We start from the raw sequence: 14,469 nt of genomic DNA on the forward strand, positions 1-14,469 counted from the left end.
TGTATGAACTATTTTTATATTCATTATTGTAAAATTTATTAGTAAATAATTGTAGATTAAAAGTATTCTCTAGCCAAAATTTAAATATTGCTATGATCATATGTTATCGATGAACACTAAATACTTGATAGCGGGTATACTTATTGTTATCCCGTTTATAGTCTATTTTGCCATACCAACGTACAACAGGGTTAATCCGGAGATAGGTGGTTTGACATTTTTTTACTGGTATCAGACCCTGTGGCTTGGAATCTCTGCTCTGCTCTTCGGCATAGCGGCCTACATACTCGATAGAGAGGTGAAGCAATGAGTGACTACGTTGAGATAGCGGTATTCCTAGTGTTCTTTGTCATATTCGTTGCGGTCGGCTTCCTTGCAAAGAACTTCAGAAAGGGCAACCTGAACCAGCTACCCGAATGGGCTCTGGGCGGCAGAAGGCTCGGTACATTCCTTGTGTGGTTCCTGGTAGGCGCAGATCTATACACGGCCTACACATTCATCGCCGTACCATCTTCCATGTACGCGGTGGGTTCCATATACTTCTTCGCTGTCCCCTATGTATCTCTTGCCTTCGCCATAGCCATGATCACCATGCCTAAATTATGGACTCTCTCCAAGAAGAACGGTTATGTAACGGCCGGAGACTTCGTCAGCGATAGATTCAACAGCAATGCGCTGGCCATGATCATAGCATTGACCGGAATAGTGGCTGAGCTTCCATACATAGCGCTTCAGATAGTAGGAATGAGGGCCATACTCACAGGTATGCTCACTCCGCTCGGTGGAAATGTGAATTTAGCCAGCAATATAGCGCTGGTGCTTGCAATAATAGTGCTGATAGCATTCACGTACACAAGCGGTCTGAGGGGTACCTCGCTGACAGCGGTGATGAAGGATATAATAATATTCACCACCGTTATCGTTGTCATCGTTACGGTATTCGTGGCGTATCATTCAGCCCTGCACGAAGCCTTCACAATAAAGCCTGTGTACGCTGATCTTCCTCCTAAATTCTACAACGCATACTGGACGCTCTTCATAATGAGTGCGGCAGCTCTCTACCTCTATCCACATGCGATAAACGGTAGCCTGAGCTCCATGTCTGCGCAGAAGCTGAGGCTGAGCACGGCGTTGCTTCCGATATACGGTATTGGGCTCGCATTTTTGGCGCTCTTCGGAGTGATAATATACGGTGTTCCTGCAGCCTACCATATGCTTAACATCACCTATCATAACAACGGTGCGATGGTGGTACCCACGCTAATAGCGTCCGTAACGCCATCATGGTTCACCGGCTTTGCCTTTCTGGGAATATTCATCGGTGGTCTAGTACCGGCGGCAATAATGTCAATGTCACAGGCCACGCTCCTAACAAGAAATGTCATAAGGTATCTTGGCAGAGAGCTTGAGGAAAAGCGTGAAACCTTCATAGCGAAGCTATCTATGGTGTTCTTCCAGCTCTTAGCGTTGGCCTTCGTCTTCATAGTGCCGGAAACATACTCCATAAGCCTGCAGCTGATAGGCGGAATAATCATACTGCAGACGCTGCCAGCAGTCTTCCTGGGCATGTATGTAAAGCATCTGGAGAAATACGCAGTCGTGTCAGGCTGGCTTGCCGGTATAGTTTCTGGTATATACTTTGAGGTCTACTCAAACTTCGTTTACTTCAAGTACAACATAATCAAAACGACTCTTATGCCATCATCCATGGGATTCATATTCGTGGGATTCACCGCACTTGTGATAAACCTGGTTGTCGTTGCAGTGGTTGAGGTAATAGTTTATGCTCTCCACAGGCAGCCAAAGACGATGCCAGAAAATATATGAAATAAATTTATAATTTATTATATAACTTTCTTACAATTTCCAGAGTTTCAAGACCTTTGTTAATACCTACGCTGTAGCTTGGTTTCCTTATCTGTTCTGCTTTTTTCTTCACCTCATCGTATTTGCTGAGGCCGATGTAGGGTATGGCATTTTCAAGTATCCTGCTTGTGTAGCCTGTGCCCTCAAATGCATGTTCCATCAGCGCAACGATCCGATCGATGTTTGAGAAGAAGAAATCTCTGCCATTTGGATTTGACGGCATGGTGCTGAAGACGTACAGCATATCCTGTTTTCTTATTGTTCCGTCATCTATCAGGCCAAAAACGCTCTTCAGATCCGTAATATTGCACCATCCCATGGCGGCAATTATCCTCACGCGGATCTCGTCATCGCTGTAGCTATTGGCTGCCTTGGCCAGTTCAGAAATTCCAGCCGTCTTTGCAACGGCTATGGATCTTGCAAGGGCGAGGTCCGGATCGGCTGCCAGGTTGCTGAACGAGCTTGAAAGATCCTTTGCAAAGGCGTCGTCCACCATGGCCAGATCCTGCGTTACTATGCCTCTTAGCTTGGAGATCTTGTCATCCTCCCCCTTCTTCTTATCTCCTAGCCTCGCAACCTGTGATCTGAGATATGATGAGGCTAATTCCGCTATTTTCTTGGACTCCGGTTTGAGGAGATAAAGGCCTGTAAGCTGCGAGGAAACCTCCTCCACAACAAGGTGGTCGGCGTCATCAAGGAATCCCTTTATCCTGGACAGGTAGTCATCCACAGAGATCCTTCCGGAGATGAGGAATGCATAGAGATCGCTTATTATTCCCCATCTGTCAAGGTTGCTCAGCTTATCATAGTTCTTCATCACTGTTGCAAATGATTCTGAGTCATAGGCCACCCTGTAAAACCCGCTATTGTTAGCGTTCACCTTGATGAGATCCTCAACTTCGGCAGTGTCCTCCATCAATATGGATTTCTTCCCCGAACCGGTGATTACCGTTAGAGGTATGGGCCATTTGCCTTCTCCCCTAGTCCCGTCAAGGAAGAAGCGATCCTGTGTAAATCTGAATTTCTTTCCGTCTTTGCGGACCGTTATCACAGGGTATCCCGGATTCTTTATCCAGTACTCCATGACCCTCTTCACAGGTTTACCGGACACTTCCTCTATGGCAGTCCAGAGATCAGATCCCTCAGCGTTTCCATACTTATGATCGTTTAGATACTTCGCTATGCCCTTCCTGAACTCCTCGCTTCCAGTATAATCCTCTATCATGCGGAGTATGGATGCACCCTTTCCATAGCTTATCTCATCGAATATCTGCGATATCTCATCTGGATCCTTGACGTCAACCTCGATTGGATGGGTGTTCTTCAGTGAATCTGACCTGAGTGCGCCTCCAGTCTCGCTTCTTATGAAATCTGCGAACACATCCCACTGTTTGCTGAAGGAGTCGACGGTCTTATACGACATGAACGTCGCGAAGCTCTCATTGAGCCACAGATCGTTCCACCACTTCATCGTGACCAGATCGCCGAACCACTGGTGCGCGATCTCATGAGCTATGGTGATGGCAGCGTTCTGTTTCATTAGAGATCCTGAGTTCTCCGTTGCCATCAGTGCAACCTCCCTGAACGTTATCGCGCCCCAGTTCTCCATTGCACCTGCACCGAACTCCGGCACGGAGATCAGGTGCATCTTCGGCAGCGCGTAGGGTATGCCGAAGTATTTCTCGTAGAATTCTATGGATCTCTTCGCTATCTCAAGCGGATATTTCGATCTTATCTCCTTGAGCGATGCGAGTATCAGATCGATGTCCCTGTACTTCTCATACTCGTACCTGAACTTCCCAACACCTATGTATAGTAGATACGTTGACATCCTTGGCGTATCCTGGAACTCTATGACCTTCCTGTCTGATACCTCCACACGCTTTGGAGGCATGTTGGATATGGCATCGTACTCCTTATCTATGACCGCTGTTATGGAAAACACTGCCTTGTAGGCGGGATGATCGACGCATGGGAAGGCCATCCTCGCCCCGTTCGATTCGAACTGGGTTGTGATCATCGTACCCTCTTTCGTTTTTGAGAAATACAGGCCCATGAGCGTATCGCTGACCTTGGCGTGGAAATCTATATCAATAACATCATTGTCCTTGAAATTTCCCTTAACCAGAACATAGTCATTGCCAGTTTCAAATTTAAGTTCCTTACCGTTATGGGTTATCCTGTCTATGGAGATCTTCACGGCATCCAGTTTAAGGTCCTTCCATTCCCCGCTCAGAAAAATCCTCTCATGAGAGGTGTATGTCAGCTCCTTCAAATCAAAATCGAATTTGATTTCATATTTCTCTATACCCGGATTCATGCAATTCCATTGCAGCGTTTTATAAAAACCTATTTTCCTGAAATACTAAATCGATATATACGATCCCTGAATAGCGAACCAATGACCAGAATTCTGCACATCGACAGGATCAGATACACAAAGGAACAGATCATGGATGCAGTTGATTCCCTGCGTTCCGGTGGCACCGTGGTCTTTCCAACGGAGACTGTTTACGGCCTCGGGGCGCTGGCGGAGAATGCGGATGCTTGTAGAAAGATATTCACAGCCAAGGGAAGGCCGTCGGATAACCCTCTGATAGTGCATATATCGTCCATGGATCAGTTCGCGTCTGTTTCCGATCCTAAAGAGGATCGTTGGGTGCAGGATCTTGAGAGGGTCTGGCCGGGCCCGCTGACCGTTGTAGTGAAGAAGCGTGATGGCATACCGGATATAGTTACAGCAGGTCTGCCGACGGTTGCTGTGAGGATGCCGGACGATGAGATAGCGCATGATCTGATAGAAATGGCAGGCCCCATAGCCGCACCCTCTGCCAATATTTCAACAAGACCAAGCATTACGGATTCAAAGGACGCCATAAGATTTTTAGACGGAAGGGTAGACGTTATTATAGATGCAGGGCCTACAAGATTCGGTATTGAATCGACGATCATCGACCTGACCAGAAAGCCCGTTGAACTGTTGAGGCCTGGCTCTTACACGATCGAGGACCTTGAGCCTGTATTTGGTCACATCGTATACGGTGAAGTTGCCAGGGGACTCGGTGAGGCTAAGGTTGCTATAACGCCAGGCATGAAATACAGGCATTATTCCCCATCTACAAAATTGATACTTGCGGAAACCAGAGATCTGTTCGAGGAGATCCTGCCCTATTCACCTGAGGATATGGTAATACTCGCTACCATCGAAATGGAGAGACCGGGCAGGAGGACGATAGTGCTTGGGACGGATAAGGATCTTTACACGGTTGCGCATAACCTGTTCTCATCGTTCATAGCTCTTGACGATATGCATGCAGGATATGCTCTGATACATCCCTTCGAGGAGAGAGGCATAGGATTTGCCATTATGAACAGGATCAGAAAAGCCTCATACAGGACTGTCAAGGACGTAAGAGAATTTCTGGATCTGATTGGGAGCATGAAGGAAAAGGTAAATTAACGGTAACCTGATGTGAGTTCTATGCCAAAGGTAGCGGTGATAATGGGTAGTTCCAGCGACTATGAGACTATGAAGCCCGCGATCGATTTTCTTCGTTCCATGGGTGTTGAGGTCTTGGCAAAGGTGGTATCGGCTCACAGGACGCCTGAATACATGCTCCAGTTTGCATCAGAGGCAAGGAATCATGGTATAGAGGTGATAATAGCAGGCGCGGGCGGTGCTGCTCATCTTCCCGGTATGGTGGCGTCCATGACCACATTGCCCGTAATAGGGGTACCGGTACCAAGCAAGCATCTTAATGGCCTTGATTCCCTACTCTCTATTGTGCAGATGCCGTCCGGCATACCTGTGGCTACGGTTGCGATAGGAAACTCCAAGAATGCCGCAATACTCGCATGCAGGATCCTGTCCGTCAAGTATCCTGAGCTTGAGGAATCCATGAAGAGATATATGGAAAGCGAGAAGGCAAGGGTTCTAAACGAGAGTATAGAATAAATGCTGGCGGTGTTAATATGATAGAGGAAGATCTTGCAAAAAGGATCGAAAGGTATTTCAGGATAGAGGAGGAAGCCATAAAGAAAATAAGGATATCGCCAGCAGAGGGATCTTTTCTGAGGAAGATAGCCGAGGACAACATGGAGATGATCATGAGTTACTATTCGGATGCCAAGGACTTTTACAGGAAGGGTGACCTTATAAATGCATTCGCGGCGCTCAACTATTCCTATGGCTGGATAGATGCCGGAGTACGCTTGGGTATATTCGATGGTGCGGGTGATCACAGGCTTTTCACACTTTATGAATGATCGACTCGCTAAGATTTGAATTGACCCTAGCAAAGAAGTTTCGAGTGATCATTTAGGCATGGGCAAAATATAAATATATGAATAAATTATTAAGAGTAAGAACCATGAAAAGACAACAGAACGATAGAAGGGATCTTCATGATAGGCATGATTTCCCGAAAAGAGAGAAGAAGCTTGATATGAGAAGGAGTGAAGAATTCGGCTATATGCTAGGAAAAGCTGTTGAAAGCCTTCCTGATAGTGTTCGCGGTGCCATAAGGGGTTCGATATATTCTCTTGCCTCTAAAAAGGGCGTTAAGGAGGCCAAGGAATTTATCGGTAAGAAATACCAGGAAGGAGTCATTGATTATGATACGCAGAAGAAGCTGATAAACCTGATATATGATTACAGTAAGTACAGATGAACCAAACCAATATCAGAATTCTCGTGCATCCTGTTCATGCGAGGCATTCGCTTAAAATTTTTTAAGAGAGAAGTTGGGGGTTTGGGGGAAGCTATAAATCTCAACAGCTTTAGCGATGAGATACACGGACTTCCCTCAATGTAAAGTTTTATGTATGGTCTTCCCATATTATTTTGTATCTTCCACGATAACCAAGTGGATGATACTTTAGTAAAATCGCTGAGATCCGAATACACGCCTGTGGAGATCGCAACCTCCGTAACCCTTCTTCCAGACGTGGTCCGAAAGAAAGTTTCCAATGACGGGAAACTGCGATCTGGCAGTATGGGGATCGAGTTTGATCGTTGAAATAGGAAGATCCGAAGCCTCAGCTTAGGAGTAGCTCACATTTTGATGCGTCAGATCATTTTTATAGCTGATGCAACGAGTGATATGGCGAATGGTACGGTCATATTGTCATCCAGTGGGTATCGTGAGGCGGCTTCGACGATCGATCCTATTGCGGCATATCCTATTCCGATATAGCCAAGCACGAAGAATCCAAATGATGCGGAAACGACAAACAATGAAAGGGTTCCAGCAACGCTTTTCTTTCTATTAATGGCAAGCTTAGGGCTTTTAACGTTAACACCGATTATGGTTGCAACCGAATCGCCCACGGATATTATGAACACTATTAGCATTATCAGATACAGGCCATCGTGCATGCTATAGGCCAACATGATGCCTGAGGCGAACCACATTGAACCTATACCCAGCTTTGTATGACTTCTTTCCAGATCCTGGAGAAACCTCCCTACCATAAGATCTGGTCGAGCGGAGAAGAAATTACCGATGACGTATAGAATTAAGGAACCGAACGTGACCAGTATCCTGGACAGATCCACACCATAAAAATACAGAAGGCCTATGATGACCGCACCTGCTAGTATCTGAACGTAGTCACGCCTCATCTCCTTGATCCTATCCAAACCCCTGGTGGTGTCGTTCGTCTTGATAAAATTTCTCTCTCTTGAATCAAATACCATAACCACTATCATACCGGTGCTTATTGCCGCGTCAATGGCTCTCCACTGGCTTCCATCCCCAAAGAAAATATAAGACAGAAGCGTAGAGGCGAAGAGAAACATGAATGGATAATAAAATTTCTTTGTGTACAGATATGTTCCAGTTATAATGGAAAATACGTATATTGGTACGGCCACGTATCCGTTGAAGACAAGAACCAGCACGGGGACAACTGTGAGTGAAACGGCGTACTTCACTCTGAAATCATTTGGATCAATAAGAAGAGATATCGCGGCTGCAATGATTCCCACTGCAACCTCAATATATCCGGCAAGCATGAACACACCCAGCCAGGCCGTTTCTACTCGATAGCACCCAGCTGATAATTGATCCGCTGGCGATATTTAAATGTTGTTTATATATTGGTAGAGATTGAAACGGCAAACGCCGAAGAACGTCCTTGGTGTAGATTTCAATTAAAGTAGCTGTTTGGCAAAATATAGCTGAATAGAAGCCTGATCCATCCTCAGGGAGTGTACTACGGATCCCAGATTCTATGGATTATATTTTGAATTCAGTCTGGTGGGTGCAGATTTTATATCCATGTTCACGGATCTGAACTCTGAATCACTGTTTGATCGATAGGAACAGCATGATGAACGATGCTAGGCCCACCCCATTTACCGCTATCAGCGGAACAGCTATTCTGTACCCAGCAAAGTGTGAGAAATCATAATAGAAGTATGCTGAGAGTATGGATTGCATCAAAAAAAGCGATGAGAACGCGATCATGGGCGCTACGAATTTGCCACCAGCCCTTCTCATCACACCTATATAAAAATACAGTATTATGACTAAAAAAACGGCTTCCACAAGCACGATCATTATATTTGTAAGCCAGAATATTCCCATTACATATCACCATATATTAAAAAATATAAAAAATTAATGATTTCATAGATCTGACAGCGGTTTCGGTGAACCTCCCAGTACGTTGAAGACTTCGTTGACAATCTGGTACTGGAACTGGCCAGTCTTCACGTTGAATCCCATGTTCTGATAGACTATCTGATATGACACGTTTATGTAATCAAAGGTGGAGTTCTTCTGCACGACGAACTGTACTGTCGCGTTTACATATGCCATATCGCCCTTCAATGTGATCACTGGCGGTTCCTCTGAATAGAACCATACCGCGATCCAGGCGGTGAAGAATTTATTCCATGTGGCATTGATTTCGCTGTAGCCGGTATATGTTCCGTTCAATGTACTGTTGACCCAGTGCAGAACAGCGTTAGGTGCGTACTGTTCCATGACTAGAGTCAGGTTCTCTATGGCTATATTGTTCCAGTGGCTGAAGGCCAGAGCCTCCACCTGGTTGTATTCATCGGTCTTCTGATTGGTTGAGATGTAGCCAGCACCAACTATGTGCCAGACCTCGTGTGTTATCAAGTATGTTCCGGATACACGATAGTATGTGATCGAATAGCTTATGTTCAAGTATTCAACCGTATTGTTTGCCGTCGTTGGCGTCAATATGAACTGATTCTCCGACGTCACCGTAGCAGTCCTGCCCATGACGCTGACTGATGGCGGCGATATGGTGTAGAACCAGACGGCTGACCATAGGTTGAAAAATCTGTCCCAGGTGGATATTATGCTTGATACACCGCTGTAGGTTCCGGTGAGCGAGCCGCCGATCCAGTCAAGGGTGGCATTCGATGCGTATTCAGGAGACAGCAGGCTGCTGTTCTCTATAGCTATATAATCCCAATGTTCGAAGGCTGAGGCTTCAACCTCCTGCGCCAGAACCTGCTGCGGGATATGGGCTATAACACCGGTGCCTGTTATGTGCCAGACCTCGTTGTATATGTAGAATGACGTTCCAGATTTCAGGAAGTCCAGCGTATAAGAGACGTTTATGTATTCCACCGTGTTGTTCACTCCATAGGGCGTCACGACAAACTGTACAGGGGCGGTCACCTGTGCCGTGTTGCCAGATACTGAGGTTACCGGCGGATTCACCGTGTACAGCCAAACTGCTGACCAAAGGCTGAAAAACTTGTTCCAGGTATTATTTATGCTGGAAATACCCTTGTATGTACCGCTCAGTGGACCGCCTATCCATGTGAGCGTTGCGTTTGGCAGATACTGACTTGCAACTAGTGTGGTGTTCTCTATCGCTATGTAATCCCAGTGCTCAAAGGCATCGCCGAGGACTGCGTTTGGCTTGAACCCGTTTGCTGTGTTAACGGCGTTCTGATAATTTGCATTCGTCTTTGCATTCATATAATCCACGTAGCCGAATGCTCCGGCGAATACAACGATCAAAACCACCGCAACTATAATTCCAACCGTTGTAGGTTTCATGTTTTAAAAGATGAAAAGGGAATATTAGGGCATTTTTCAAAATTATATGCAAATCTATTGCAAATTGTTTGCAGATCCGCATTCTTAATCGGGCAGTAATTTCATCGATCGCATGTGCATCAATTTATATTAAGTTACAATACTTGCGTATGAAGTTCATCACAAGTGGAAAGGTTAAGGATGTTTACGACGATGGAGACACTCTTATCTTTAGATTTTCCAACAGAATCTCAGTCTTCGACAAGATAATACCCACGGAGATAGAAAATAAAGGCGAATCGCTGTGCCGGACATCATCATTCTGGTTCAGATATATCGGTGATCATGGCATAAAGAATCACTTCATCGAGATGGTTGACAGGAGGACAATGCGTGTGCACAAGTACGATGTTCCAGACAAGGTAGGCCCAAGCTCCTCTAACTACGTCATACCCCTTGAATTCATCACAAGGCATTACGTTGCTGGATCTCTGTACGATCGGCTCAAGGCGGGAAGCACGAAGCCGGAGGATATTGGATTTAACCATTTTCCAGAGTATGGAGAGAAGCTACCATCGCCTCTGTTCGAGGTCACCACAAAGAGAGAAAAGACCGACAGGTTGCTTGATATGGATGAAGCGCTTAAAATTTCAGGCCTGACCAGAGAGGAATACGAAGAGATTCAGGAAACCGTTCTGAACATAGATGAGATGATGGATTCTGAGGTTGGTAAGCGCGGTCTGATACATGCCGACGGAAAGAAGGAGATCGCGCTGGGACCAAAACGCGAGATAGTGATAGTGGACACATTTGGCACAGCTGACGAAGATCGTTTCTGGGAAAAGAAGGATTATGATGCTGGTAAAATCGTAGAGCTGAGCAAGGAGATGGTCAGGCAGTACTATCGATCTACAGGATATCATGACAGGCTTTACGACGCCAGATCCAGGGGCCTTCCCGAACCTGATATCCCGCCACTTCCAGATGGTATGGCCAAGAAGGTTTCAGATCTTTACAGAACCATGTACGAACGAATAACCGGACAGAAATGGTGAATTTTGCCTTCTGGCAAAGGTAGTGCAATATGGACCCATTCATGAGTTCGCTAAAGGGCCACAGCCATGAGAGGATACCTGTCTGGTTCATGAGGCAGGCCGGACGCTATCTCCCATCCTACATGAGGTACAGGGAGAAAATGGGCATACAGGAAATGATGTCATCGCCTGATATAATAGTGGAAATCACGCATGATCCAGTTGAAGTTATCGGAGTGGATGCTGCAATAATATTCTCCGACATAACAACGCCTCTCGCTGGCATGGGTCTCAGGGTTAAGTTTCTTGATTCCGTTGGGCCGGTCGTGGAGAACAATCTCGAAAGTTCAGGCATTTCAGCGATTGGGGAATTCGACGCGTCTTCCTTCGATCATCCGGTTATGGTCGCTATATCAAGGTACAAGGATAGATATAGGGAACCCCTGATAGGCTTTGCCGGTGGCCCGATAACCCTGCTATCCTACATAGTCTCATACGGGGTGGACAGGGACCTCTTCAAGGTGAAAAAGCTGATGCTGGCTGAGAACCAGATCTACAGAACAGCAATGAGGCGATTGACGGACATGGTCATAGATTTTGCCAGAATGCAGATCAGATCAGGCATAGATGCCTTCCAGCTGTTTGACAGCTGGGCTGGATATCTGTCACCGCGAGAATATGAGGAATATGTGAAGCCTTACATCATGGAAATAATGCAGGAGATATCAGGAAGTGTGCCTACAATATACTTCAGCACCATGACGTCATCGTACATAACCGATATGGGCATTGCCTCAGATTTCTATTCCTTGGACTGGCGCGTAGATATAGGTAAGATCTCATCATCCATCTCTGAGGATATAGGCATTCAGGGTAATCTTGATCCTGCAATAGTCAATTACGACTATTCCTTAAAAGAGGCGAAGAGGATAATTGACTCTGTACATGGAAGGATCCGATACATATTCAACACCGGACACGGGTTGCTGCCAAGCACCGATCCGGAAAAGCTTAAACGGTTAGTTGAATACATCCACAGCGTGAATATATGAAATCTGCTCTTCTTTTGCTTTCCTACGGAAGCCCAGAGAGAATTGAAGACGTTGACGAATACCTCAAGAATATATTCAACGGCAAGCAGGTTCCAGAGGCTGTGAGAGAGGAAAATCTGAAAAAGTATGAGATGTTCGGCGGCAGATCGCCATCCAACAGGATAATTGAGAGCATAGGCAAGAAGCTGCAGGATAGGTTTGGCGGTGAGATAGATGTTCTGTTGGCTTACAAGCACTGGAACCCCTCGATAGAGGAGATTGCCGGTAATCTGGCCGGATATGACAATGTTGTGGCTATGCCACTGTTCTCATTTTATTCAGAGAGCGTGAGAGATTCATATCTCAATCCCCTCCTTGCAGCATTCAAACGTTATAACATATCTGCCAGAATGGAATTTGTCAATGGCCTGGCCAACAACGATCTATTCCAGCCCATGTGGGCTAACATAATATCCGAATGCACAGGTAGTAAAACATTTCACATCTTTGACGCCCACAGTCTTCCAAACGCTCAGAGAGAGGAGGATTATCTCTTCTGGCTCCGCTATTCCACATATAAGATATCACAGATACTGGGTATAAGTCATTCTGATTTTGGATTCCAAGGGGGACATGAAGGCTGGCTTGGGCCTAGCATATACAGCCTCATCGATAAGATAGAGGAGAAGAATGTCACTGTAATACCGATATCATTCCTCTACGACCATCTGGAGATACTTTACGATCTTGATTATGAATTCAGAAAGGCGCTGGAGGCAAGAGGTAAGATCTATACAAGGGTCAAGATGCCCAACGATTCGCCTATGATGATTAACCTCATCGATCGCGTGACCAGATCAGCAATAACCCATCTCAGTGGAGAAATGATCAATAGAGGCACTTCCACCCGCGTTAGGGCTGAAAGCCGTACCTAAAAGCTATGAAATGATCTTCGATTTTCAACAATATTTATATCCTGCATTTGGCTAACAAAGTGTGGAAACTATAAGAAGACCAACATGGGACGAGTACTTTATGCGCATGGCCTATCTGGCCGCCTCCAGGACAAACTGCATCAGGAGGAAGGTTGGGGCGGTTATAGTCAAGGACAAGAACGTACTCGCCACAGGTTACAATGGGCCACCGAGCGGTACTGCCCACTGCGATGTTGTTGGTTGTATACGTGAGGACTTAAAAGTACCCTCGGGTGAAAGGCATGAACTATGCCGCGGACTGCACGCCGAGCAGAACGCGATCATACAAGCTGCGGTGCATGGTGTGAGCATAAAGGACGCCACCATATATGTAACAACCCATCCATGCGTGGTATGTTCCAAGATGATAATGAACGCACAGATAAAGGAGATAGTGTATGCTGAGGGGTATCCAGACGAACTTGCGGAGCTAATGCTTCTTGAGAGCGACATCAAGGTGAGGAAATTCACGCTCCCCGATCAGGAGGTAAAGGCAATGATCGGCGAATTCTATTACCTTGAGGGTGAGGATTGATCTTGAGGGCCATCATTGTCTTCATAAATCTTCACAATTTAGGTTTTTGAAAGGTGAAGAAAATTAGGGATTTATGAGAAACAGTAAAACTCTATTTTCATGCTGTAGATACATCGACTTACTCAATGGAAATACCGCAAATTGTTTTTCTATTTTTACGTAACATACGTTATAATGCGGTGTCAGGATCCTTTAGTAAGAACGCTGAAATCCGATCATATGCCTGTAGTAAAGCCTCTAGCGGGATATCTAAGTCATGATGGTATCTGTCGTGTCCTTGAATCAGGAAGATCAAATTTTCGGCGAGGAGCGGTTCAAGGTGCCTCAGACATCATATGTAGAGACTTGAGAGATCGCCCATTTTAAGATATGGTGAAGAGCATTGACGTCATCATCTATAATCCGTAATTCTAATAACTATTTATACAAATACTGTATTATATTATTAACTATGAAGGCAAATGAGGTATTAAATCTGCTACGAATATCATGAAAGACGCTTCATGTATACGCCTCAACGGGGAAAAAAGTTCAATGGAGATAGGCTATGAAAACGATGAGAACTGAACAGATCTTTATCTGTTATAATGGCGTAATATCCAGAATGTGCCGTATCAAAGAACCTATATAATCAGGTAAATTATATCCTAAGAAACCAGTTTTTCAATAGGGAAAAATTATCATCATACAAGGATCTTGCGAAACAGTTTGCAGTGCCATCAGATATAGGGGAAAACAACAATTTCCAGAAACTGCCAGCACAGACGGCACAGTGGACAATTAAAAAGGTCAAGGAATCATGGAATTACTTCTTCAGGGCATTAAAAACATACAAAAAACATCCAGAATTATTCAGCGGACCACCAAGACCACCTAAATACAAGAATAAGGATGGAGAATTTATATTAATATTCACAAACCAGCAGTGTTCTATTGATAATGGAATATTAAAATTCCCAAAAATCATGGATCTGGAGGTGAAGACAAGATTAGATGATGTAG

15 protein-coding genes and 1 pseudogene are annotated in these 14,469 nt (G+C 45.2%); 12 read left to right on the forward strand and 4 right to left on the reverse strand.

What is annotated here, in order from left to right; translation table 11 throughout:
- Positions 1-109: 109 nt before the first annotated feature.
- Positions 110-310, forward strand: a complete 201-nt coding sequence (locus tag DMB44_RS01520) for a DUF3311 domain-containing protein (protein ID WP_110640299.1) — start codon at positions 110-112, stop codon at positions 308-310.
- Positions 307-1,827, forward strand: coding sequence for a sodium:solute symporter (locus DMB44_RS01525; RefSeq protein WP_110640300.1), 1,521 nt, complete (start codon positions 307-309; stop codon positions 1,825-1,827). The genes DMB44_RS01520 and DMB44_RS01525 overlap by 4 nt, the downstream gene beginning before the upstream one ends.
- Before the next feature lie 7 nt (positions 1,828-1,834).
- Here the strand turns inward: DMB44_RS01525 and DMB44_RS01530 are convergent, their stop codons facing one another.
- Entirely contained in the window at positions 1,835-4,186 is a 2,352-nt protein-coding gene (locus DMB44_RS01530) for a M1 family metallopeptidase (RefSeq protein WP_110640301.1), read from the reverse strand.
- 81 nt (positions 4,187-4,267) lie between these two features.
- Between DMB44_RS01530 and DMB44_RS01535 the strand changes: the two genes are divergently transcribed.
- From DMB44_RS01535 to DMB44_RS09230, 5 genes are all read left to right on the forward strand, one after another.
- A complete protein-coding gene (locus DMB44_RS01535; protein ID WP_110640302.1) occupies positions 4,268-5,326 on the forward strand; it encodes an L-threonylcarbamoyladenylate synthase in 1,059 nt (352 codons plus the stop codon).
- Positions 5,327-5,347: 21 nt separating this feature from the next.
- Complete coding sequence (gene purE / locus DMB44_RS01540) at positions 5,348-5,821, forward strand: 5-(carboxyamino)imidazole ribonucleotide mutase (RefSeq protein ID WP_110640303.1); 474 nt, start codon at positions 5,348-5,350, stop codon at positions 5,819-5,821.
- A 17-nt stretch (positions 5,822-5,838) separates the two neighbouring features.
- A complete protein-coding gene (locus tag DMB44_RS01545) occupies positions 5,839-6,132 on the forward strand; it encodes a DUF357 domain-containing protein (protein ID WP_110640304.1) in 294 nt (97 codons plus the stop codon).
- 104 nt (positions 6,133-6,236) lie between these two features.
- Positions 6,237-6,536 carry a hypothetical protein gene (locus DMB44_RS01550; protein WP_201796914.1) on the forward strand — a complete coding sequence of 100 codons (300 nt, stop codon included), beginning with the start codon at positions 6,237-6,239 and terminating at the stop codon, positions 6,534-6,536.
- A gap of 195 nt (positions 6,537-6,731) precedes the next feature.
- Positions 6,732-6,884: a hypothetical protein gene (locus DMB44_RS09230; protein ID WP_153280103.1), complete on the forward strand. Its 153-nt coding sequence runs from the start codon at positions 6,732-6,734 to the stop codon at positions 6,882-6,884.
- 50 nt (positions 6,885-6,934) lie between these two features.
- Here the strand turns inward: DMB44_RS09230 and DMB44_RS01555 are convergent, their stop codons facing one another.
- The 3 genes from DMB44_RS01555 to DMB44_RS01565 form a co-directional block, all read right to left on the reverse strand.
- A complete protein-coding gene (locus DMB44_RS01555; RefSeq protein ID WP_237265221.1) occupies positions 6,935-7,882 on the reverse strand; it encodes a diacylglycerol/polyprenol kinase family protein in 948 nt (315 codons plus the stop codon).
- 289 nt (positions 7,883-8,171) lie between these two features.
- Complete coding sequence (locus DMB44_RS01560; RefSeq protein WP_110640306.1) at positions 8,172-8,456, reverse strand: hypothetical protein; 285 nt, start codon at positions 8,454-8,456, stop codon at positions 8,172-8,174.
- A 42-nt stretch (positions 8,457-8,498) separates the two neighbouring features.
- Positions 8,499-9,914 carry a hypothetical protein gene (locus DMB44_RS01565; RefSeq protein WP_110640307.1) on the reverse strand — a complete coding sequence of 472 codons (1,416 nt, stop codon included), beginning with the start codon at positions 9,912-9,914 and terminating at the stop codon, positions 8,499-8,501.
- Positions 9,915-10,063: 149 nt separating this feature from the next.
- Here DMB44_RS01565 and purC point away from each other — a divergent pair, with 149 nt between their 5' ends.
- The 5 genes and pseudogenes from purC to DMB44_RS01590 form a co-directional block, all read left to right on the forward strand.
- Positions 10,064-10,948 (forward strand): phosphoribosylaminoimidazolesuccinocarboxamide synthase, encoded by an 885-nt coding sequence (gene purC, locus DMB44_RS01570; RefSeq protein WP_110640308.1) that lies wholly within the window; start codon positions 10,064-10,066, stop codon positions 10,946-10,948.
- Positions 10,949-10,977: 29 nt separating this feature from the next.
- A complete protein-coding gene (hemE, locus tag DMB44_RS01575) occupies positions 10,978-11,979 on the forward strand; it encodes a uroporphyrinogen decarboxylase (protein WP_110640309.1) in 1,002 nt (333 codons plus the stop codon).
- Positions 11,976-12,893: a ferrochelatase gene (locus DMB44_RS01580; protein WP_110640310.1), complete on the forward strand. Its 918-nt coding sequence runs from the start codon at positions 11,976-11,978 to the stop codon at positions 12,891-12,893. Before hemE ends, DMB44_RS01580 begins: the two co-directional genes overlap by 4 nt.
- A 61-nt stretch (positions 12,894-12,954) precedes the next feature.
- Positions 12,955-13,467 (forward strand): cytidine/deoxycytidylate deaminase family protein, encoded by a 513-nt coding sequence (locus DMB44_RS01585; protein WP_110640311.1) that lies wholly within the window; start codon positions 12,955-12,957, stop codon positions 13,465-13,467.
- Positions 13,468-14,180: 713 nt separating this feature from the next.
- A pseudogene (locus DMB44_RS01590) lies at positions 14,181-14,469 on the forward strand (RNA-guided endonuclease TnpB family protein); the annotation flags it as partial.

It is taken from the genome of Thermoplasma sp. Kam2015, assembly GCF_003205235.1.
Classification (GTDB): Archaea; Thermoplasmatota; Thermoplasmata; order Thermoplasmatales; family Thermoplasmataceae; genus Thermoplasma.

Bases quoted from the DNA above. Each gene is read 5' to 3' on its own strand.
- DMB44_RS01520 (WP_110640299.1), top strand. From the start codon at position 110: ATGAACACTAAATACTTGATAGCGGGTATACTTATTGTTATCCCGTTT.
- DMB44_RS01525 (WP_110640300.1), top strand. From the start codon at position 307: ATGAGTGACTACGTTGAGATAGCGGTATTCCTAGTGTTCTTTGTCATA.
- DMB44_RS01530 (WP_110640301.1), bottom strand. From the start codon at position 4,186: ATGAATCCGGGTATAGAGAAATATGAAATCAAATTCGATTTTGATTTG.
- DMB44_RS01535 (WP_110640302.1), top strand. From the start codon at position 4,268: ATGACCAGAATTCTGCACATCGACAGGATCAGATACACAAAGGAACAG.
- purE (WP_110640303.1), top strand. From the start codon at position 5,348: ATGCCAAAGGTAGCGGTGATAATGGGTAGTTCCAGCGACTATGAGACT.
- DMB44_RS01545 (WP_110640304.1), top strand. From the start codon at position 5,839: ATGATAGAGGAAGATCTTGCAAAAAGGATCGAAAGGTATTTCAGGATA.
- DMB44_RS01550 (WP_201796914.1), top strand. From the start codon at position 6,237: ATGAAAAGACAACAGAACGATAGAAGGGATCTTCATGATAGGCATGAT.
- DMB44_RS01555 (WP_237265221.1), bottom strand. From the start codon at position 7,882: ATGCTTGCCGGATATATTGAGGTTGCAGTGGGAATCATTGCAGCCGCG.
- DMB44_RS01560 (WP_110640306.1), bottom strand. From the start codon at position 8,456: ATGGGAATATTCTGGCTTACAAATATAATGATCGTGCTTGTGGAAGCC.
- DMB44_RS01565 (WP_110640307.1), bottom strand. From the start codon at position 9,914: ATGAAACCTACAACGGTTGGAATTATAGTTGCGGTGGTTTTGATCGTT.
- purC (WP_110640308.1), top strand. From the start codon at position 10,064: ATGAAGTTCATCACAAGTGGAAAGGTTAAGGATGTTTACGACGATGGA.
- hemE (WP_110640309.1), top strand. From the start codon at position 10,978: ATGGACCCATTCATGAGTTCGCTAAAGGGCCACAGCCATGAGAGGATA.
- DMB44_RS01580 (WP_110640310.1), top strand. From the start codon at position 11,976: ATGAAATCTGCTCTTCTTTTGCTTTCCTACGGAAGCCCAGAGAGAATT.